At 31.2% G+C, this 20,707-nt stretch carries 21 protein-coding genes; 7 read left to right on the top strand and 14 right to left on the bottom strand.

Annotation, left to right across the window (positions count from 1 at the left end; translation table 11 throughout):
* Nucleotides 1-909 carry a 16S rRNA (cytosine(1402)-N(4))-methyltransferase RsmH gene (rsmH, locus tag OLM52_RS13345; protein WP_264548987.1) on the bottom strand — a complete coding sequence of 303 codons (909 nt, stop codon included), beginning with the start codon at nt 907-909 and terminating at the stop codon, nt 1-3.
* Complete coding sequence (gene mraZ, locus OLM52_RS13340) at nt 884-1,354, bottom strand: division/cell wall cluster transcriptional repressor MraZ (protein ID WP_264548986.1); 471 nt, start codon at nt 1,352-1,354, stop codon at nt 884-886. The genes rsmH and mraZ overlap by 26 nt, the downstream gene beginning before the upstream one ends.
* A gap of 336 nt (nt 1,355-1,690) precedes the next feature.
* Here mraZ and OLM52_RS13335 point away from each other — a divergent pair, with 336 nt between their 5' ends.
* Complete coding sequence (locus OLM52_RS13335) at nt 1,691-2,446, top strand: alpha/beta fold hydrolase (protein WP_413614415.1); 756 nt, start codon at nt 1,691-1,693, stop codon at nt 2,444-2,446.
* 36 nt (nt 2,447-2,482) lie between these two features.
* Complete coding sequence (gene yihA, locus OLM52_RS13330; protein WP_264548984.1) at nt 2,483-3,103, top strand: ribosome biogenesis GTP-binding protein YihA/YsxC; 621 nt, start codon at nt 2,483-2,485, stop codon at nt 3,101-3,103.
* A 51-nt stretch (nt 3,104-3,154) separates the two neighbouring features.
* Here the strand turns inward: yihA and gldC are convergent, their stop codons facing one another.
* Both gldC and gldB read right to left on the bottom strand, forming a co-directional pair.
* A complete protein-coding gene (gldC, locus tag OLM52_RS13325; RefSeq protein ID WP_264548983.1) occupies nt 3,155-3,484 on the bottom strand; it encodes a gliding motility protein GldC in 330 nt (109 codons plus the stop codon).
* Nucleotides 3,485-3,491: 7 nt separating this feature from the next.
* A complete protein-coding gene (gene gldB, locus OLM52_RS13320) occupies nt 3,492-4,454 on the bottom strand; it encodes a gliding motility lipoprotein GldB (protein WP_264548982.1) in 963 nt (320 codons plus the stop codon).
* A gap of 80 nt (nt 4,455-4,534) precedes the next feature.
* Here gldB and nadE point away from each other — a divergent pair, with 80 nt between their 5' ends.
* Both nadE and OLM52_RS13310 read left to right on the top strand, forming a co-directional pair.
* Nucleotides 4,535-5,353, top strand: a complete 819-nt coding sequence (gene nadE, locus OLM52_RS13315) for an NAD(+) synthase (protein ID WP_264548981.1) — start codon at nt 4,535-4,537, stop codon at nt 5,351-5,353.
* Nucleotides 5,354-5,423: 70 nt separating this feature from the next.
* Entirely contained in the window at nt 5,424-6,053 is a 630-nt protein-coding gene (locus OLM52_RS13310) for a response regulator transcription factor (RefSeq protein ID WP_264548980.1), read from the top strand.
* Here OLM52_RS13310 and dnaG read toward each other — a convergent pair.
* From dnaG to OLM52_RS13285, 5 genes are all read right to left on the bottom strand, one after another.
* Entirely contained in the window at nt 6,050-8,026 is a 1,977-nt protein-coding gene (gene dnaG / locus OLM52_RS13305) for a DNA primase (protein ID WP_264548979.1), read from the bottom strand. The genes OLM52_RS13310 and dnaG overlap by 4 nt on opposite strands.
* Nucleotides 8,027-8,176: 150 nt before the next feature.
* Nucleotides 8,177-9,292: a hypothetical protein gene (locus OLM52_RS13300; RefSeq protein ID WP_264548978.1), complete on the bottom strand. Its 1,116-nt coding sequence runs from the start codon at nt 9,290-9,292 to the stop codon at nt 8,177-8,179.
* 35 nt (nt 9,293-9,327) lie between these two features.
* Nucleotides 9,328-10,011 (bottom strand): hypothetical protein, encoded by a 684-nt coding sequence (locus OLM52_RS13295; RefSeq protein WP_264548977.1) that lies wholly within the window; start codon nt 10,009-10,011, stop codon nt 9,328-9,330.
* On the bottom strand, nt 9,998-10,567 hold the full coding sequence (locus tag OLM52_RS13290; protein ID WP_264548976.1) for an RNA polymerase sigma factor: 570 nt from the start codon (nt 10,565-10,567) through the stop codon (nt 9,998-10,000). Before OLM52_RS13290 ends, OLM52_RS13295 begins: the two co-directional genes overlap by 14 nt.
* Nucleotides 10,568-10,663: 96 nt before the next feature.
* On the bottom strand, nt 10,664-11,428 hold the full coding sequence (locus OLM52_RS13285; protein ID WP_264548975.1) for a response regulator: 765 nt from the start codon (nt 11,426-11,428) through the stop codon (nt 10,664-10,666).
* Nucleotides 11,429-11,944: 516 nt separating this feature from the next.
* On the opposite strand from OLM52_RS13285, the gene OLM52_RS13280 reads away from it, so the two are divergent.
* Both OLM52_RS13280 and OLM52_RS13275 read left to right on the top strand, forming a co-directional pair.
* Nucleotides 11,945-14,323, top strand: coding sequence for a PAS domain S-box protein (locus OLM52_RS13280; protein ID WP_264548974.1), 2,379 nt, complete (start codon nt 11,945-11,947; stop codon nt 14,321-14,323).
* Nucleotides 14,324-14,351: 28 nt separating this feature from the next.
* Nucleotides 14,352-14,519, top strand: a complete 168-nt coding sequence (locus tag OLM52_RS13275) for a hypothetical protein (RefSeq protein ID WP_264548973.1) — start codon at nt 14,352-14,354, stop codon at nt 14,517-14,519.
* A gap of 20 nt (nt 14,520-14,539) precedes the next feature.
* On the opposite strand, the gene OLM52_RS13270 is transcribed toward OLM52_RS13275, so the two are convergent.
* Together OLM52_RS13270 and rlmN are read right to left on the bottom strand one after the other, a co-directional pair.
* Nucleotides 14,540-15,520, bottom strand: coding sequence for a polyprenyl synthetase family protein (locus OLM52_RS13270; protein ID WP_264548972.1), 981 nt, complete (start codon nt 15,518-15,520; stop codon nt 14,540-14,542).
* 114 nt (nt 15,521-15,634) lie between these two features.
* Nucleotides 15,635-16,675, bottom strand: a complete 1,041-nt coding sequence (rlmN, locus tag OLM52_RS13265; RefSeq protein WP_264548971.1) for a 23S rRNA (adenine(2503)-C(2))-methyltransferase RlmN — start codon at nt 16,673-16,675, stop codon at nt 15,635-15,637.
* Between the two features lie 72 nt (nt 16,676-16,747).
* Here rlmN and OLM52_RS13260 point away from each other — a divergent pair, with 72 nt between their 5' ends.
* Complete coding sequence (locus OLM52_RS13260) at nt 16,748-17,389, top strand: O-methyltransferase (protein WP_264548970.1); 642 nt, start codon at nt 16,748-16,750, stop codon at nt 17,387-17,389.
* A gap of 16 nt (nt 17,390-17,405) precedes the next feature.
* Here OLM52_RS13260 and OLM52_RS13255 read toward each other — a convergent pair whose 3' ends face one another.
* The 3 genes from OLM52_RS13255 to OLM52_RS13245 form a co-directional block, all read right to left on the bottom strand.
* Nucleotides 17,406-17,978 (bottom strand): phosphatase PAP2 family protein, encoded by a 573-nt coding sequence (locus tag OLM52_RS13255; RefSeq protein WP_264550553.1) that lies wholly within the window; start codon nt 17,976-17,978, stop codon nt 17,406-17,408.
* Nucleotides 17,978-18,325: a twin-arginine translocase TatA/TatE family subunit gene (locus OLM52_RS13250; protein WP_264548969.1), complete on the bottom strand. Its 348-nt coding sequence runs from the start codon at nt 18,323-18,325 to the stop codon at nt 17,978-17,980. The genes OLM52_RS13255 and OLM52_RS13250 overlap by 1 nt, the downstream gene beginning before the upstream one ends.
* A 101-nt stretch (nt 18,326-18,426) precedes the next feature.
* A complete protein-coding gene (locus OLM52_RS13245) occupies nt 18,427-20,706 on the bottom strand; it encodes a M1 family metallopeptidase (RefSeq protein WP_264548968.1) in 2,280 nt (759 codons plus the stop codon).
* Nucleotide 20,707 lies beyond the last annotated feature (1 nt).

The raw sequence follows: 20,707 nt of genomic DNA, 5'->3' as shown, positions 1-20,707 counted from the left end.
TTAAATCTTTTCTGCTACTCTTAATTTTGCACTTCTAGCTCTATTATTGATTGCGATTTCCTCTTCAGATGGAACTATTAATTTCTCAATGGTTTTAAAAGGGACTTCAAAATTTCCAAAGAAATCACGTTCTGGTTCTCCTTCAAACATGCCGTTTTTCACAAAACGTTTAACCAATCTATCTTCTAATGAATGGTAAGAAATCACACTCAATCTTCCACCAGGCTTCAAAATCTCTAATGATTGCTCTAAAAATTCTTTCAAAACTTCCATTTCTTGATTCACTTCAATACGAATAGCTTGATAGATTTGCGCTAAAATTTTATTGCTTTTGTGTCCTGGTAAAAACTTAGCCAATATTTGTTTTAGTTGTTCAGAATTCTTAATTTCTTTATCTTTTCTGGCAGTAACAATTACGTTAGCCATCGCTCTAGCATTTTTTAATTCGCCATAATTGAACAATACACGAGAAATTTCTTGCTCATCATATTCATTTACTACGTGATAGGCACTGATATCACCTTTTTGATTCATTCGCATATCCAATTCCGCATCAAAACGAGTTGAAAAACCTCTTTCAGCGACATCAAATTGATGTGATGAAACGCCTAAATCAGCTAAAATTCCATCCACTTGCTTGATTCCGTGGAAACGTAAAAATCGTTTTATGAATCTAAAATTTTCATTAATTAAAGTAAATCGCTCATCGTCAATAGCGTTTTTCAAAGCATCCAAATCTTGATCAAAAGCGAATAGTTTTCCGTTTTCACCCAAACGACTCATAATTTCTCTCGAATGTCCGCCGCCGCCAAAAGTAACATCCACATACACTCCATCAGGACGAATATTCAATCCATCAACCGTTTCTTTTAACAATACCGGATTATGATATTCCATCTTCGTCGTCATTTAAATTACCCATTACTTCTTCTGCTAAATCTGCGAAATCATCCATAGCGTTTTCAATCGCATTTTCATATTTGTCTTTATCCCAAATTTCGATGATATTAATTGCTGAATTCAATACAATATCTTTATCAATTTGAGCAAAAACCACTAAATCTTTTGGAATCAAAAGTCTTCCTGTTGCATCAATCTCTACCATTTTAACTCCTGCCGTAAATCTTCTAATAAAATCGTTGTTCTTTTTTACAAAACGATTTAGCTTGTTGATTTTCAACATCATTTTATTCCACTCACTCATTGGAAACAACTCCAAACAAGGTTGAAAAACGGAACGCTTTAACACGAAACCTTCCTCCAAAGAAACCAATTGTTTCTTTAGCGACGTAGGCAGCATCAGCCTTCCTTTGGCATCTACTTTACATTCGTATGTTCCGATTAATGTTTTCAATTTTTTATTTCGATTAGAATAAGGACAAATTTAGAAAAATTTTACCACTTTCTACCACAAACTACCACTTTGTTAATAAGTTTTTGGATGTAAAAACTAAAATTCCCACTTTTAACAAAAGTTTATTTGCAAAAACAAAGATTTTAGAAGAATTGTTCTAGAAAAACAAACCAAAAAAAATTGGCCATTTCTTGAATAAAAAGCTTGAAAATTGTTGATAACTAACATTTTAGAAGCTGTAAAAGTTTAAAAATATCTCTGTTAAATTTTTCTTTACTTTCTTCAATAAAATAGTATATTTGTCAATCATTAGAACTAATACCTTAAGTGGAATTTATGTTAAGAAAAGAAAAAAAATACACCTATTTTGAAGCTGGCGAAGGAACCCCAATAATCATTCTTCATGGTTTAATGGGCGGACTAAGTAATTTTGATGGTGTGGCTAATTTTTTTCCTCCTAAAGGATACAAAGTGGTGATTCCAGAATTACCGATTTACACGCAAAACATTCTAAAAACCAATGTTAAAGCTTTTTCAAAATTTGTCAAAGATTTCGTGGCTCATAAAGGATTTGACCAAGTAATTCTTGTAGGAAATTCGTTAGGCGGACACATTGGATTGTATTTTACTAAAATGTATCCTGAACTTGTAAAAGCATTAGTAATTACAGGAAGCTCAGGTTTATATGAAAGCGGAATGGGTGAAAGTTATCCAAAACGTGGTGATTATGAATACATTAAAAAGAAAGCCGAAGACGTTTTTTATAATCCAGAAATAGCAACAAAAGAAATTGTTGATGAAGTTTTTGCAACCGTTAACGATAGAATTAAGTTGATTAAAACTTTAACCATTGCAAAGAGTGCTATTCGTCATAATATGGCAAAAGATTTACCAAAAATGACTACACCTACGTGTATTATTTGGGGTAGAAATGACAAAGTAACACCTCCAAATGTAGCCGAAGAATTTGATAAATTATTACCAAATTCAGAGTTATTTTGGATTGACAAATGTGGGCACGCTGCCATGATGGAGCATCCAGAAGCATTCAATCAAATTCTGTTTGATTGGTTACAAAAGAAGAATTTATAATAGTTCCCCTTTTTGGGGAATTTTATTTTATAGCCTATGAAAATTAATACCGCCGAATTCGTAATTAGCAATTCAGAAGTAGATAAATGTCCAAAAGAACGTTTACCTGAATACGCTTTTATTGGTCGTTCCAATGTGGGAAAATCATCTTTGATTAACATGTTGACGAATCATAAAAATTTGGCAAAAACGTCATCAAAACCAGGGAAAACTCAGTTAATCAATCACTTTAAAATCAATAGCAATTGGTTTTTAGTGGATTTACCAGGTTATGGTTATGCGCGAGTTTCTAAGAAAACCAAAGCGGTTTTTCAACAATTTATTATGGATTATTTTGAGCAAAGAGAACAATTGGTTTGTGCCTTTGTTTTGATTGACATCCGATTAGAAGCTCAAAAAATTGATTTGGAATTCATGGAATATTTAGGCGAAAGCGAAATTCCGTTTGCAATTATTTTTACCAAATCAGATAAATTAGGAAAAAACAAAGTCAATAACCATGTCGAAGCTTATAAAAAGCAGCTACTCGCTGGCGATTGGGCCGAGATGCCTCCTTATTTTGTAACTTCCTCATTAGAAGCCATTGGAAGAGAAGGGATTTTAGAATACATCAATCAAATTAATGAAGATATTTTTAAGAATGATGGATTTGCTTAAAAACAGAAAACAAATAAAAAAGCCACTAATTAAACGTTAGTGGCTTTTTTGTTATTCTGCTTTTAGTTCCATTTTTTCGGCAAAGTAATCACAGAAATCGCGCATGGTATCCGACATTTTTTCATCGGCTGTAGCCCTTTGAAACGTATCTGCCATTGCAACTAATGTTTGATGAAAAAACTGCTTCATTTCATCTACTGGCATATCCTTTGTCCATAAATCGATACGAAGTGTTTCTTTGGCTTTGCTATCCCAAACTGATAACAATAAAGCTTTCGCTTCTTCTTGCTCAATTCCACCGTCTTGTGCCGTCCACAATAATTTATCTGGGACATTGTTTTCGTCTAAACCTACTGTAATTTTTATATCTGATGATTTCATTTTTGTGTTATTGTTTTTTTGGTTTGTATTTTGAATTTTCGAAGATGGTTTTTGCATCCATTTCTAATAATTCTTGTAAAGTAACGTCTTCATTGTTTTCCATATAACTTCTAACGATTTGCCAACCAAGCCATTGTCCAACTCTTCCTGGAATTTGATTATCAATTTCTAAATAAAATTTTGAAAATGGAGCCGGATTTATAAAACGTTGTTCGTTTTTTGGATTGGAATCGTATAATAATTTATTTTCCACTAAATTACTCCACATATAATATTCGTTTTCTTGACAAAATTTCAGTTGCAAATCGGTGTATCCCATTTTATCTGCATCAGAATATTCTGGGATTAATTTATCTTTCATGTACAATTCTTTACCGTAGTAAATCATTGCAGAAAGTAATGTTCGATCAGTTGGAGTTGCAATTTTTCCATAACAAAAACTAGAAACTAAATTGGGTAAAATCTGATTTTCTTCGAATTCAAACTTCTTAAATTCAGGAAAATCAACATAAAAACGATGGTCTTTCCCTAAATAACAATCTAGCGAAACCAAAGCCAATGTATCTACATAAAAAACTCGTCCATCTGTATCTACTTCATTAATTAAGGTTATTACACGAGGCGTTTTGTATTTTGGAAAATAATATTGCACATGTGCAAACAATTTTTCCATATCATTTTCAATTTTCCCTAGGTTTGGATATTTCATTTGAACTTCTTTATAAAGTTCTTTCAATAAAGGATTTTTTAATTTATTGATTAATGTTGAATCTGGAATATTAGCAGGAAAAAAATAGGGATATTGCGCTTTTACCTTTTGCAAATCTTCAGGTTTTGAAGTCCAAAAAACTTGATCAAAGCGTTCAACTTTAAATTCTACAGGAATTTGCGCTACTGCTTCTTCTACTTTACTTTCATCTTTACATGAAAACAAAGAAACTGCAATAAGTATGGTTAAAAATTGCTTCATTTGAGGTATTTTTTATATTTTTATCAAAATAAAATTGGTTGCAAATATACAGTTATCGACTCATAAATTTTCATAAAAAAATGACAAATTCTTCTACATTTCAGTCCGAAAAAATAAATCAACATATTGTAAAATGGTTACTTGACTATGCTACTAACGCAAAAGTAAAGGGTTTTGTTGTGGGAATTTCAGGCGGAATTGATAGCGCACTAACCTCAACACTTTGCGCGCAAACAGGTTTACCTACATTATGTGTGGAGATGCCAATTCATCAAGCGCCTAGTCATGTAAATAGAGCTAACGAACATATTGACCAGTTAAAAAATCGTTTTCCGAATGTTTTTAACGAAAGAGCGGATTTGACTCCAATTTTTGAAACGTTTAAAAATCAAGTTCCATCTTCAGAAAACGAAGCCGTTTTAAATTTATCTTTAGCCAATACACGTGCGCGTTTACGGATGACAACTTTATATTATTTTGCAGGGCTACACGGATTTTTAGTTGCAGGAACCGGAAATAAAGTAGAAGATTTTGGTGTAGGATTTTTTACAAAATATGGCGACGGTGGCGTAGATATTAGTCCAATAGCTGATTTAATGAAAAGTGAAGTGCGAGAACTAGCCACTTTTTTAAAAGTTCCTGAAAGTATTTTAAAAGCAAAACCTACCGACGGTTTATTTGGCGATGACAGAAGCGATGAAGATCAAATAGGTGCTAATTATGATGAGTTGGAATGGGCTATGTTACAAATGGAAAAAGGCAAAAAAGCAGAAGATTTTTCTGGAAGAGAAGCAATTGTTTTTTCAATTTACAAACGATTAAATACTATAAATCAACACAAAATGAACCCAATTCCTGTGTGCGAAATTCCTTATAATCTAAAGAAATATATTAAATAATTAATAATTTACTTCTTTTTTTTGATTAACTTTGAATAATTTATATTTATTTCATATAATTTTTTCAATTATGACAAGAGTATGTATCGCAGATAGTTTTCCAATTGTAACCAGTGGAATTCAATCCTATTTTCAAGGAAATTCAAAAATCGAAATTGTCGCAAAATCTAATAACTTAGAGTCGCTTTTGCGTGAATTAAATGCAAAAAAAATAGATGTTTTAATTCTTGAAATTGAACTTGATGGCTTATCAAGTATTCGAGATATTAAGAGTTTATTGAAAGACTTTCCTGAAACAAAAATTATTCTGTATACCTCAGTTTCGGAACAAATGTATGCACCTATTGCAATTAAAGCTGGTGTTTCTGCATATGTTTCCAAAAAAGCCGAGTTAAAAGAACTAGAAAGCATCCTAATAAAAGTTGTTGAAGGCACAGTAGTTTTGAGTGAATCAATCAAAAAAAACATTGCTCTTTTAAACAAAGGAAAAAAAGCAGATCGATTATTTAAAAAATTATCTACTAGAGAAATTGAGGTGCTTCGCTATTTAAATGACGGAAAAAAGAATAAGGAAATTGCTCAGATATTAGGTTTAGATGAAAAAACAATCAGCACGTATAAATTAAGACTTTTAGCCAAATTAAATGTTACCAACTTGGTAGATTTATTGAAAAAAGCAAAAGACTTAGATGTGATTTAATTGTATCTTGACAAAACCCTCCCTAAACTATTAGAAAAAATATGGGTCAAGCCCAAATATGCCATAACCATTTCTAAAGTTTCTCTATTATCAGGTTCTTCATCAGTAGATAAATTATTTTTTAATTCATCGATAATATTGTTTACCAAATACCACCGAAGTGTAATAATCGTTTCGGTTACATACTGACTTATAGTAGCTTCTTTTTGCTTTACATAAATTTGTTGCACTTCCCAATTGTGCAAAACTTCACGCTCTTCATTCATCAAAACAGTGGTAACTTCTTGCGCTAATTCTTCTGGAAGATGCATTAAATACTTATCTAATTCATAAACTTCGTTTTCGTTATAATAGGCAATTAGGTGATTATATATCGCTTTAAAAACAGGGTTCGCCAATTCAACTTCATCCTCTTGCAAACTCAAATAAATGCGTTGATATACTTTGTAATTTTTTTTCTCTTTTACCTCAGCTAATTCGCCTTCTTCATTTTGAGCTAAAATAGTATCTTCAAATTCAACTTCTTTATCTCCATATAACAATAAAATTTGAATAATTTTATGTTCTAATTCATATTGTATGTCAACTTTAGAAGTAGACTGAGTAATATCATTTTTAACAACTTCAAATGCTTTTTGCTCTTCTTTATATTGTTTATTAGCTTCCGATAAATCTTTTTTAACTAATTGAGCCAATGTATTAAAAAGTACATCCTCAGAAATATCCATAATTCTAGAACATTCCTTAATATATACTTCCCGTTTAATTCGGTCAGGAATTTTAGAGATACTCACGACCATATCACGAATTAAATCTGCTTTTTTAATCGGATCATTCTTTGCCTCTTGCATCAATAAGGACGCCTTGAACTGAATAAAATCTTTAGCATTTTCTTCAAAATACAACAACAAATCTTCATACGATGTTTTTCGTGCAAAACTATCTGGATCATCGCCATCAGGAAACGTACATACTTTTACATTCATTCCTGCTTCCAAAATCAAATCAATTCCACGAATGGAAGCGCGAAGTCCAGCTGCATCTCCATCAAAAAGCACAGTAATATTAGGTGTTAAGCGATTGATTAAACGAATTTGATCAGGCGTTAAAGCTGTGCCTGAAGAAGCCACTACGTTTTCAATTCCCGCTTGGTGCATTTGAATTACATCGGTATATCCTTCCACCAAAAAACAATTATTCAATTTTGCAATGGATTGCTTTGCATGAAAAATTCCGTATAAAACTTTACTCTTGTGGTATATATCACTCTCTGGTGAATTCAGGTATTTTGCTGCTTTTTTATCATTGGTCAAAATACGACCTCCAAAACCCAAAACACGCCCACTCATACTTTGAATCGGAAACATTACTCGACCTTTAAAACGGTCAAATTGCTTGTCTTCTTTCACAATAGAAAGTCCGGTTTTGTCTAAATAGTCTAATTTATAGCCTTTTCCAAGCGCTTCTTTTGTAAAAGCATCCCAAGTTTCTGGCGAATATCCTAAACCGAATTTCTTAATTGTATCAGAAGTAAACCCTCGTTCTTTAAAATAGGATAATCCAATAGCTTTACCTTCTTCGGTTTCTAATAAAGTGTGATGAAAATACTTTTGTGCGAATTCAGAAACCAAATACATGCTCTCCTTTTCATTAGCTTGCGCTACATCTTCATCAGACTGAACGGTTTCTTCAATTTCAATATTATATTTTACAGCTAAATATTTGATTGCTTCTGGATACGTAAAATGTTCGTGTTCCATTAAGAAAGTCACTGCATTTCCTCCTTTTCCAGAAGAAAAATCTTTCCAAATTTGTTTTACAGGAGAAACCATAAACGAAGGCGATTTCTCATTTACAAACGGACTTAATCCTTTCAAATTACTTCCTGCACGTTTGAGTTGTACAAAATCACCAATAACCTCCTCAACTCGGGCGGTTTCAAAAACTTTTTCTATGGTGTCTTTTGATATCAAATTTAGATTTTCAGCTATTTAGATTTTCAGCTATTAGAAAATCGAATTCAAAGTTACAAAGTTAATCCATAAAAAACACTCAAAAACAAAAAAAGCACTCCATATAACTGAAGTGCTTTTTCAAACAGAGAACTTAACCTAACCCTAAATTTAATTAAAATCAAAGCGTAATCCTAATGAAACGTTATTTTGATCTATATTATTGTTCTTGAACATTGGATTTAAATCATATTTAACATATAAGCTGGTTTGACCATACCCTACATAAGCACTTAAACCATAAGTAAAATCAGAAACATTGAAATCTCCTTTTTGTTTTTCTTTTACTTTAATGTCATCTGCTTCGTATTTTAAAATTTGTTTTGATTTGATGCGAACACCTCCATAACCACCAATTCCTAAACGAACAGATTGATGCGTTCTAAAATATGTTTTGCTTCCATCAGCAGATAGTTTTTTAGGCGTAAAATCAAATTCTAGATGTAATGGAGCTATCAAATACACATTTCTAAAACGCGATTCATCTAAATTTACACTTGAAGTAACCAAATCTGTTTGATTTCCATTTTTTACAAAATAGCGATTATCGGTTGGACGAAGATTGTTATACATTAATGAAAGTCCGTATTTGGCGTGTAGCAAGTTGTTGTTTTTAAAAATTCGTGAGTTGTATGTAATTCCCCACTCATAAAAATGCGAACCCCAAACTCTGTAATCTGAGTCTTCAAAATTTTCGCCATCTGTAACCACATTATTTAAACCAAATGCGAAAACAAATTGAGAAGTAGTTCTTTTTGATCTTCTTTCTGCTTTGTCTTTCTCTCCCTTGTAGATTTTCATTGAACCAAAGTTAATTTCGGTTTTATTTTTACCGATTGAATCTTTAGAATTACTTCCTAAAATAATTGTAGTTCCACCTCTTGTCGATTCTTCACTGATATCTACAATTTTTCCGTCTACTTTATCTTGTACCAATTGTGCTAATTTTGCTTCTTCAATTGCTACTTTAGTTTCAATGTTATTGGCACGTTCTTGCGCAATTTTAGTTTTTAATTCTTGTGCTTTTTCAGGTGTAATTTTACCTTCCTTTACCTGAGAATCAATCGCTTCAACTTCTTTTTTCAAAGCATTTTTTTCTTCAGTGGTAATCATTTCAATAGTTACAGCAATACTTTTTGCTTGCTGTTCAAATGTTTTTTCTTGTGCAACTGCCTTTGTGAGTACACTAAAAACGATAATAACGGTGTAAAGAATAATTTTGTACATAACTGTTCGATTTTTGATTAATGATGATTTTTAATTTATTCGTAATTTCTGTTGGCTAATGCCGATTTTGCATCTTGAAATTTTCTATTTAATTTATCTAAAGTTGTTTCTCTGTGATTATCGTCTAATTCTTTTTCAACAGTCGTTAGTAAGGAATTAGCATCAACTTTCATCTTAACTTTGGGAATTATTTTTTTATCCGAAGTAATTACTTTTTCTCCTGTTTGTGCTTCGGCTAACAATTCATCTGGAGAAACGTATTTGTATGTGTTTGGTGATGAATGATGGATGATGGGTGATGAATGATCTTTAGTTAAATTCTCCTCATTTGTCAATTTATTTGTCTCTTTTGAGTTTTTATTTGTTGAAGTTTTTGAATAATTCACTGCATTCTGAACCAAAACAGATTGCTCTGTTTTAACTAAAAATTCATCTATTTTATTTATTTGAACTGAATCAATTTCGTTGTTGTTAGTAGTTACAATTGGGTTTGAATTATCAATTTTTGGTGTTTCGTTTGTATTGAAAAGGAAAAACCCCAATCCAAAAAAAAGTAGCGTAGAAGCGGCAACAAAAAACCAACCATAACCTTTCTTTGATTTTTTTTCTTCCGAAACAGCAAGCATAGCATCTAATCGATCCCAGGCTGGAGCAGAAGGCTGAATGTCTCTTGCATTTAGCTTTTCTCTTATTTGATTATCTAATTTATTTGGTGCCATTTAATTTGTTTTTTAAGTCGGTAATTTGTTGTTGCAATAACTTTCGAGCGTGAGATAATTGCGATTTTGATGTGCCTTCACTTATTTTGAGCATTTCTGCTATTTCTTGATGTTTATAACCTTCAATTGCATATAAGTTGAACACCATTTTGTAACCATCTGGTAAATTATCGATCATATTTTGTATATCATCTACCGAAAAGTTCTCCATTTCATATACCGATTCATTTTCGCTTATGGTGATGTCTTCTATATCTTGATGATTGAAAGTATTCTTTTTAACCCTAATAAAATCAATACATTCATAAATCATGATTCTACGAATCCAACCTTCAAAACTACCCTTGTGCTCAAAATTTTTCAAATGGGTAAATACTTTCATAAAACCGGTAATCATTACATCTTCTGCGTGATGAATGTCTTTTATATATTGACGACACACGCTCAACATTTTTGAAGAAAACTTGGCATAAATTTGCTGTTGGGCTTGCCGATTATTTTCGACAGCCAACACTATAAGTTGTTTTTCTTCTTGATGTAATTGAATTACTTTCATTTTCGAATTTAGAATTCTGAATTTAAAATCATGCTTCTATTTACATAGACGAGAAAGTAAAAAAAAAGGTTGCATGGAACAAGAAAAAATATTGAATTATTTTCCTTGTATTTTTTGTTTTATGTATTTTTTTGGAGAAAGACCCGTGTAATTTTTAAAGCAAATAGAAAAATAAGAGGTTGAATTAAAGCCGCTTTCGTTAGCTAAAGTATCTACATTAACTTCTCCAGCCTCAATTAAACTGATAGCATAGTTGAGTCTTATTTCTCTAATGTAAGTAGAAACATTAACCTCTTTAAACTTTCTGATTTTTTTATCTAACGTAGATTTACTAACAAAAATTTCCTTTGAAAGTTTTTCAATAGTAATATCTGTTTTAATATTTCTAATTATAATTTCATCAATTTTTTCAAAAAAATCATTTTTTCTTGATTTTACTTGAATTTTAGAAATCGGATTTTGAGCTTGTTTTATGACATTTTCTTTATAGTAAAGAAAATTTTTAATTTTCAAAACTAATTCTTGAATTTTAAAAGGCTTATTAATAAAGTCGTTTACTCCATTTTGCAGTTGCTTGATTTTGCTTTCAAAAGTCATATCTGCTGTTATAATTATGAATGGAATTTGATCAAACTTTCTAAAATTTCTAATTTTTAAAAATAGTTCTTCTCCAGACATTACAGGCATCATTAAATCACAAACAATTAAATCTGGCGCATTATTTTCTAGGTATTGAAAAGCTTCTAAACCGTTTTGACACCACTTAACATTGTAGTTATTAACTATTAACAACTCAGAAATTGTTTGTCCCAAAGAAACATCATCTTCTACTAAAAGTAATTCTGACTTATTTTTTTTCATGTAGTAAAATTAATTCATATTTTTTTAAACTATCTATAAATAAATTTAAATCATAAGTAAATACACTGTCTGTTATTTTTAAAAAAAATAGATTTGTAAAAATAAAAACGATGAACTTTACACTCGAACCATTTCAAAAATACGAAGACACTCTAGCATGTCATTCTTGTCATGACTCGATTGATTACAACAGTTTCATCAACAACTACAATATTGAAAATATTGATTCTTTAAAGATACTTAGAAAAGAGAAAAAATCATACTTAAATTTTATTTTTATATTAAATATTACATTTATTTGTTTTTATTTAGTAGAATTTAGTTGGCCTATTTTATTTTTACATTCAATATTATATTTAGTAAGCTTTTTGTTTTTTAATCAATATGATTACTTCATAAAATTTTCGACAAATAGCCAAATAAATGAATTTAAAATTTTATCTAAAGATTATGATTTATTTAGTCAATTAGAAAGCAATTTTTACTCGAAAAAAATAATCCCTACACTATTTAAAAATGAATCACCTTTTAAAAGCTATATCAGAAGCAAACAATCATCTTCTTAAAGAAGCAAACATCCACAACGCCTTACAAAACTGTATTACGGCATTAGGAAGTAACATAATGATTGACCGTTGTTACATCTTCAAAAATGAAGTAACTAATGATGGAATTACGATTTTAAATTACGAATATGAATGGTGCAAAATAGGTGCTATTCCTTTTATTGGAAGTCCTGATTTAAACGGACATACTTATGAAGCCTTTCCAGGTCTTTATGAACCTTTATCCAACAACTTACCATTATATGGACTTGTAAAAGAAAGCACAAACGAGTTCTTCAAAGAAATAATGGAGATGCAAGACATCAAAGCTTATTTATTTACACCTATTTTTTCTGATAATAAATTTTGGGGATGGATTGGATTTGATGATTGTGAAAATGAAAGAAACTGGCTAAACGAAGAAGTGAACGCTTTGCACACGGTAGCTCACAATATTGGTTTGAGGCTTAATCAAAACAAAGTAAGACTTGACTTAGAAAACACTTTAAACGAATTAGACTTTTATATGAAAAGTTCTAATCAAGCAAAATGGGAATGGAACTTTATTACTAATGAAGTTAAATTTTCATATAATTGGTTTGGAATGTTGGGCTATGGAGATGATGAACTTGAACATAAATTTGAGACTTGGGAGTCGATAATTCATCCTGATGATTTTGATGAAATCAAAAATAAAGTTGAAAATTACATCAATAAAAAATCAGATAAGTACGAAGGTATTGTAAGACTAAAACATAAGCTGGGCAACTATTTATGGGTTAAATATTCTGGAATTTTAATTGAAAATGATTTTGGGATACCAGAAAAAATCATTGGAACACATATTGACATTAGTGAAATTAAAAACAAAGAAACAGCACTTGCAAACCAACGAAACGAATATGATCATTTGGTAAATAATTTGGCCGAAATTATATTCAAAACAGACCTAAATGGTAATTTAATTTTTTTAAATAATCAATGGGAAGAAATTACAGGTCACAAGATTAAAAACTGTATTGGAACAAGCATTTTTAGTTATCTTAAATACTTCAATACTATAAAAGCGAAGGAATTAATTGTTAACTCAAAAAAACCAAAAAGTTTTGAAGTTCAACTGATTAAAAAAAACAACGAAAAAATCTGGGGCTTACTTTTATTAAGTATTGATTTTAATGTTAGTACTAACGAAAAAATTATCATTGGTAGTATTACAGACATCAATGACACTGTAAATTTCAAAAATCAGCTCGAAATATCTGAACAAAAATATCGATTTATTGCTAACAATACGTCGGATTTTATTATGCAACATTTAAACGATGGAACCATAACCTACGTATCAAATACCGCTGAAAAAATAACTGGATATACACCAGAAGAATTGTTGCAAAAAAACCCGTATGATTTTTTTCATCCAAATGATGTAGACAAAGTACAAAAACAACACCTGAATATTCTCGATAATAAAAATGAAATTATAACATTTAGATTTAAAAAGAAAAGTGGCAAATATATTTGGCTAGAAACATATTCAAAAACCATTTTAGACAATAAAAATAATGTTGTTGGTATACAAACATCAAGTAGAGATATTACTAAAAGAATAAAAGACAAGGAAAATATACAACAAGCCTTAAAAAAGGAAAAAGAATTAAGCGAATTAAAATCGGGCTTTGTCACAATGGCTTCGCATCAATTTAGAACACCATTGTCTGTAATTTATTCAAATGTTGAATTATTAAATTACAAAATTGACTTACTAAATGTGATTCAAAAAGAAGAAATAGAACGCATTTCTGGCAGAATCACAAATGAAGTAAATCGAATGACCGAGCTAATGAATAACATCTTGGTTTTTGGAGCATACGAATCTAAAAATCTTAAAGTAGAATTAAAAGAATTTAATTTAAACGATTTTATAGACAACCTTATTGAAACCTATTTTAATAACGAAAAAGATGGCAGAAAAATAATTGTCGATAAAAGCGAGTATGAAAATAATATTCAGTCTGACGAAAGTTTATTAACTCATATTCTAAACAATTTAATTTCTAATGCTTTTAAATATTCGGTAGGAAGTTCAAATCCAATGATCAGAATAAATTACTTAAAAGATAAATTTAAAATTGAAATTATTGATTTTGGTATCGGAATTCCTGAACTAGAGAACAAACATCTTTTTCAATCTTTTTACAGAGGAAGTAATACATCAACCATTAAAGGTTCTGGTTTAGGATTAATTATCGCTAAACAATTTACCGAATTATTAAATGGAACCATTTCTATTTCAAGTAAAGTAAATGAAATCACAACTGTTACAGTTACAATACCATACAAACAAAATTAACTACAAAAACAAACTCTCAAAAACAAACATGGATTCATCATTAAAAGACTTTTTAAACTATTACAACGGATTTATTAAACACAAAGGTTTTGAACCTACAGCTTATGATGTAAATTTTTGGATAATAAATTTCTTTAAATCGAAGGATAAAAATAAGCCTGAAAAAAACAATAAACTTGAAAAAAACAACTCGTAAAGTTTCCATTAAAGGAAACTTTACTTTTTGCGTTCAATAACGTAATTCACCATTAACACAAGGGAGTCTTTGTAAGCAGAAGCTGGAAAATCATGCAACAATAAAAGTGCTTCTTGCTGAAATTGCACCATTTTTGCTTCAGCATACGTTAACCCATTTTTGTCTTTTACAAATTGAATCACTTCTTTAACACGTTTTTTATCTTTATTGTGGTTTTTAATCGAATTGATTACCCAGCTTTTTTCTTTAGAAGAACAATTATTCAACGCGTATATTAATGGTAAAGTCATTTTTTGTTCCTTGATGTCAATCCCGGTTGGTTTCCCAATAGCATCATCAGTGTAATCAAATAAATCGTCTTTGATTTGAAATGCCATTCCAATTAGCTCTCCAAATTTGCGCATTTTTTCCACCACATCCTTATTTTCGGGAGCAACTGAACAAGCTCCAAGCGAACAACAAGCCGCAATTAACGTAGCTGTTTTTTGTCGGATTATTTCATAATAAATATCTTCGGTGATATCTAATCTGCGCGCTTTTTCGATTTGAAGTAATTCACCTTCACTCATTTCGCGCACTGCAACTGAAATAATTTTTAATAAATCGAAATCATTATTATCAATCGAAAGCAATAATCCTTTTGACAACAAATAATCACCCACTAAAACTGCGATTTTGTTTTTCCAAAGTGCGTTTAAAGAAAAAAATCCACGACGTTTGTTGCTATCATCAACCACATCATCATGAACTAAGGTTGCTGTATGAATCAATTCAATAACCGAAGCACCGCGATAAGATCGCTCATTAATTGTTCCACCAGAAACCATTTTAGCCGTTAAAAAAACAAACATAGGACGCATTTGTTTTCCCTTTCGGTTAACGATATAATGGGTTATTCTATTTAATAAAGCCACTTTTGAAGACATGGAATCGCGAAACTTTTCTTCAAAAAGTTCCATTTCATTTGCGATAGGCAGCTTTATTTGTTCGGTTATTTTCATTTATATAGCAAAAGTAATGAAAACAATCTCGTTAGTCAAAAGTTTATCAAAAGTTTAAATTTTGAAAATTCTGAAAACTGATTCCAAAACGAGTTCAGAATGATAAATCTTAGATTACGATTTATTCGCCAATTGACCACAAGCTGCATCAATATCTTTACCACGACTTCTTCTCACTTTTGCAACAATATTACTTTTTGCTAAAGCAGTAATATAAGCGTTTGTGGCGTCTTCTGATGCTTGTTGAAACATTCCGTCGTCAATAGGATTATATTCAATAAGATTGACTTTACAGGGTACATATTTACAGAATTTAACCAAAGCATCAATCGACTTTTTATCGTCATTGATTCCTTTCCAAACCACATATTCGTAAGTGATTTTGCTCTTGGTTTTTCGGTACCAATATTCTAAACTCTCACGCAAATCGGTCAATGGAAAATTCTTGGTAAAAGGCATGATTTCATTTCGAATTTCTTCAACCGCTGAATGTAATGAAACCGCTAATTTGAATTTTACGTCATCATCGGCCATTTTTTTAATCATTTTCGGAATTCCAGAAGTTGAAACTGTGATGCGTTTTGGCGACATCCCTAAACCTTCGGGAGACGTAATCATATCGATAGCTTTCATTACGTTTGGATAATTCATCAACGGCTCACCCATTCCCATAAAAACAATATTTGACAGTGGGCGGTCATAATACAAACGACTTTCGTTATCAATAGCAGCAACTTGGTCGTAAATTTCACCTGGTTCTAAATTTCGCATGCGTTTTAAACGAGCAGTAGCACAAAAATTACAATCTAAACTGCAACCTACTTGCGAAGAAACACAGGCAGTAGTTCGGGTTTCAGTAGGAATTAAAACCGATTCTACAATTAAATCATCATGCAAACGAACGGCGTTTTTAACGGTTCCGTCTTCGCTACGTTGTAACGTATCAACTTTAATGTGATTGATTACAAAGTTAGCTTCTAACATTGAACGTGTTTCCTTAGACACATTGGTCATGTCCTCAAAAGTATGCGCCCGTTTTTGCCATAACCATTCGTAAACTTGGTTACCACGAAAGGCTTTGTCTCCGTTTGAAACAAAAAAGTTACGCAATTGTTCTTTTGTAAGTGCTCGTATGTCTTTTTTCTCGATTTGCATGGTGCAAAGTTAGGTTAAAATGTTAATTCGTTTAATTGTTAATTCGTATTTTTGTCGAAATTTGATTTCATCATGCATTTTATATCAGAAGATTTAGAAGATTACGTAGCCAATCATTCAGAAAATGAACCTGAATTATTAGCAAAACTTAATAAAGAAACGCATCAGAAAATTCTTCAACCAAGAATGTTAAGCGGTCATTTTCAAGGTAGAGTTTTGAGTATGTTATCTAAAATTATTCGTCCAATACATATTCTTGAAATTGGTACATATACGGGTTATGCAGCTTTGTGTTTGGCAGAAGGTTTGCCTGAAAACGGCACTTTAGACACTATTGATATCGAAGAAGAATTAGTTGATTTCCAAAAAAAATATTTTGATGCTTCGCCATGGAGTACACAAATTATCCAACATTTAGGAGATGCCATTGAAATTATTCCAACATTAAACAAAAAATTTGATTTGGTTTTTATTGATGCCGATAAAGAAAATTATGTGAATTATTTTCATTTGATTGTTCCGATGATGAACAAAGGCGGCATTATTTTATCCGATAATGTGTTGTGGAGTGGAAAAGTATTGGAAGAAGTGAAAGCAAACGACATGAGTACGCAGGTTTTATTAGAATACAATAAGCTTTTAAAAGAAGACCCAAGAGTTGAAACTGTTTTGTTACCTATTCGTGATGGCTTGACGGTTAGTAGGGTTTTGTAGTGTTCAGTCGCAGTGTTCAGTTTTTGGATAACCAATTATATTTATTGGAATAATGGTTATAAATTTTATAAAAAACAAAACCAGAACTCCCTCCAAACAAATACCCAGCTAAAATATCACCTGGAAAGTGCAATCCAAGGTAAATTCTACTATATGCAAATATGAGTGGAAACAAGAATAACAAAAAAGTGTGCTTATAAAATTTTCTAATTACCAAGAAAACAAACATGGTGGAAGCCATTGAATTGGCAGCATGACCAGAGAAAAAACTGAATGATTTTCGGGTGATAACTTCTCTTATTACACCATCAAATTCAGGAACATTACAAGGTCTTAAACGTTCAAAAGTATTTTTGAATACATTTGTTATTTGGTCGGTAAATGTGATTAAAACGGCTAAAAAAAGAATAATAACACCTAAATTCTTCCAACCTACTTTTCGCTGTAGCAAATAAAAAACGGCTAAAAAAAAAGGTGTCCAATAAATTTGCTTGGTGATAATTTTCCAAAAAGCATCAAAAGGTTCGCTGCCTAAATTGTTTAAAAAAACAAATAATTCTTTATCTAAATTAATCAGTTGTTCCAAAATTACAATTGTCTTTTAATAGGTCCAGTAATAGTTTCAATATCTTCTTGTACTTTTTCTATCGGATTTTCGATGCCTAAATCAATATTTTCAATGGGATTTACCATTTTATTAATACCTTCTTTGGCTTTATTAATTTCATCTGAAATACCACCCGTTAAGGTATTCATATCCAAACCGCTGTCTTTTGCACCGTTATGTATTTCATTCTTGATTTCGTTGGTAGCGTTTTTTAATTGCGCCATACCTTTTCCTAGAGCACGAGCAATATCAGGAATCTTATCAGACCCAAATAACATTAATACGACTAAAATGATGAAAAATAATTCACCGCCACCAATTCCAAACATAATCTAATTTTGAAAGTTAACTTCGCAAAGTTACAAAGTTTTTAAACCTATTTATCTTAAAGTAATCAAAAAAAAAGACTATCCGAAGATAGTCTTAATTCTTATTTTTTCTCTAATGAATCAAATTTTGATTCCACCGTTCCGTTTGGCCAAAAATTGTTAGTAACATCTACATCAGCTGTTTCTAATTTTGGATCCAGTTGAATTTTTACTACTTTCTTTTCGGTAGCAAAAACTCGTTTTGCAGTTTCATTATTTCTTCTCCAAATTTGAGCTGGAAACGTTTGTATTTCTGAAGTTCCGTCCTCAAACTGAAGTTCTACAATAATTGGCATAATCAATCCTCCTGGTTTTGCAAATTCTACTTCGTAGAAAAACTTAGGCGTACTTAATTTACTGATTTCTTCCGCGGTATAATTTTTATTCAAATAATCATTTAATGCTTGAACTTTAGAATAATCAAAACCATTTTTCAATTCTGGTTTAAACTCTGTTGAACCTTCTAAAACCATTTTCAACATCGGTTGATTTTCATCACCAATTTTTCTTCCTCTTCTATTGAATTGTGCTTTTGCTTCTTTTGGATCTTGCTCAATAACATAATATTGTTTTACATCTTTCACTGCAATATCAGTAACGTCTGTTGAATAAAACCAACCTCTCCAAAACCAATCTAAATCTACTGCAGATGCATCTTCCATTGTTCTAAAGAAATCTTCTGGTGTAGGATGTTTAAATTTCCAACGGTTTGCATAGGTTTTGAAAGCATGATCAAACAGTTCATGACCCATAATAGTTTCTCTTAAAATATTTAATCCTGTAGCTGGTTTTCCATAAGCGTTTGCACCAAAATTGTAAATATTTTCAGAATTCGACATAATTGGTTCTAAATATTGTTGATTTCCTTTCATATAAGGCACAATATTTTTTGCTGGTCCGCGTGTTGCAGGAAAATTTGGATCAAATGTAGTTTCGGTTAAATATTCTAAAAAGGTATTTAATCCTTCGTCCATCCAAGTCCATTGTCTTTCGTCTGAATTTACAATCATTGGAAAGAAATTATGTCCAACTTCGTGGATAATTACGCCTAACATTCCGTATTTAATTCTATCGCTTACAAATCCTGTTTCATCAGGACGACCATAGTTCCAGCAAATCATTGGATATTCCATTCCTTGGTCTTCTGCAGAAACTGAAACAGCTTTTGGATATGGATAATCAAATGTATAATGTGAATATGTTTTTAAGGTGTGAGCAACTGCTTTTGTTGATAAATCTCCCCAAAGTGGATTAGCTTCTTTAGGATAAATAGAAATAGCCAATGGTTTATTTGTTGGTAAATCAACAGCCATTGCATCAATTATAAATTTTCTTGAAGTTGAAAAACCAAAATCACGTACATTTTGTGCTTTGAACTTCCATGTTTTCTTTTGGTCAGAAAAACTGCTTTCTTTTGCAGTTGCTTCTTCTTGTGTTACAATAACAACTGGCTTATCAAATGTTTTTTCGGCTAATTCCCAACGTTTTACTTGTGCAGGTGTAAACACTTCACCTCTATTTTGTAATACTCCTGTAGCTTCCATTACGTGGTCAGCAGGAACTGTAATATTTACTTCGTAATCTCCAAAAACTAAAGCAAACTCACCTCTTCCCCAAAACTGCATATTTTGCCAACCTTCAACATCATTATAAACCGCCATTCTTGGAAAAAACTGTGCCATTACATACAAGCGATTTCCGTCTTTAAATTGCTCATAACCCGAACGACCATTGTTTGCTTGCTCTTGATAATTTACAATATTATACCACCATTTAATTGAAAATGTAATTTTATCACCACTTTTTAAAGGTTTTGCTAAATCAATACGCATCATGGTTTGATTCACTGTGTATTTCATAGCATTTCCTTTAGCATCTTTTACATAGTCAATATTAAATCCGCCTGGAAAAGGGTTTTCAACGAATTTTTTTGCAAATCCATCCGTTGTAATACTTTTAGGAAGTGTTTCGTTGTCCACTAAAGGTGTTTTAGAATCTGGTCTTTCAATATTTTGTTCTAATTGCACCCATAAATATTCTAAATTTTCGGGTGAATTATTGTAGTATGTGATGGTTTCTGAACCATATAGTTTTTTGTTTTTATCATCTAATTCCAGATTCATTTTGTAATCTGCTTTTTGCTGATAATATGCTGGTCCGGGAGCACCCGAAGCTGTTCTGAACATGTTAGGAGTTGCCATTTCATCATACATTTGACGAAATTTATTCTCATTATAATGTCCTTGTACTGGTTTTTTTTCGTCTGGTTTTACTTCTTGAGCAGTTGCTCCAAAAGCCACCACTATGGATAAAAACGCACTGAAAACAATAGAATTCTTCATA

This window comes from Flavobacterium sp. N2820, from assembly GCF_025947285.1.
Classification (GTDB): Bacteria; Bacteroidota; Bacteroidia; order Flavobacteriales; family Flavobacteriaceae; genus Flavobacterium.
Note: the sequence above shows the minus strand (reverse complement) of the source record. Positions and strands in the feature narration are given on the sequence as shown.

Coding starts and splice junctions, on each gene's coding strand:
- rsmH (WP_264548987.1), bottom strand. CDS start 909: ATGACGACGAAGATGGAATATCATAATCCGGTATTGTTAAAAGAAACG.
- OLM52_RS13335 (WP_413614415.1), top strand. CDS start 1,691: ATGTTAAGAAAAGAAAAAAAATACACCTATTTTGAAGCTGGCGAAGGA.
- yihA (WP_264548984.1), top strand. CDS start 2,483: ATGAAAATTAATACCGCCGAATTCGTAATTAGCAATTCAGAAGTAGAT.
- gldC (WP_264548983.1), bottom strand. CDS start 3,484: ATGAAATCATCAGATATAAAAATTACAGTAGGTTTAGACGAAAACAAT.
- gldB (WP_264548982.1), bottom strand. CDS start 4,454: ATGAAGCAATTTTTAACCATACTTATTGCAGTTTCTTTGTTTTCATGT.
- nadE (WP_264548981.1), top strand. CDS start 4,535: ATGACAAATTCTTCTACATTTCAGTCCGAAAAAATAAATCAACATATT.
- OLM52_RS13310 (WP_264548980.1), top strand. CDS start 5,424: ATGACAAGAGTATGTATCGCAGATAGTTTTCCAATTGTAACCAGTGGA.
- OLM52_RS13300 (WP_264548978.1), bottom strand. CDS start 9,292: ATGTACAAAATTATTCTTTACACCGTTATTATCGTTTTTAGTGTACTC.
- OLM52_RS13295 (WP_264548977.1), bottom strand. CDS start 10,011: ATGGCACCAAATAAATTAGATAATCAAATAAGAGAAAAGCTAAATGCA.
- OLM52_RS13290 (WP_264548976.1), bottom strand. CDS start 10,567: ATGAAAGTAATTCAATTACATCAAGAAGAAAAACAACTTATAGTGTTG.
- OLM52_RS13285 (WP_264548975.1), bottom strand. CDS start 11,428: ATGAAAAAAAATAAGTCAGAATTACTTTTAGTAGAAGATGATGTTTCT.
- OLM52_RS13280 (WP_264548974.1), top strand. CDS start 11,945: ATGAATCACCTTTTAAAAGCTATATCAGAAGCAAACAATCATCTTCTT.
- OLM52_RS13275 (WP_264548973.1), top strand. CDS start 14,352: ATGGATTCATCATTAAAAGACTTTTTAAACTATTACAACGGATTTATT.
- OLM52_RS13270 (WP_264548972.1), bottom strand. CDS start 15,520: ATGAAAATAACCGAACAAATAAAGCTGCCTATCGCAAATGAAATGGAA.
- rlmN (WP_264548971.1), bottom strand. CDS start 16,675: ATGCAAATCGAGAAAAAAGACATACGAGCACTTACAAAAGAACAATTG.
- OLM52_RS13260 (WP_264548970.1), top strand. CDS start 16,748: ATGCATTTTATATCAGAAGATTTAGAAGATTACGTAGCCAATCATTCA.
- OLM52_RS13250 (WP_264548969.1), bottom strand. CDS start 18,325: ATGTTTGGAATTGGTGGCGGTGAATTATTTTTCATCATTTTAGTCGTA.
- OLM52_RS13245 (WP_264548968.1), bottom strand. CDS start 20,706: ATGAAGAATTCTATTGTTTTCAGTGCGTTTTTATCCATAGTGGTGGCT.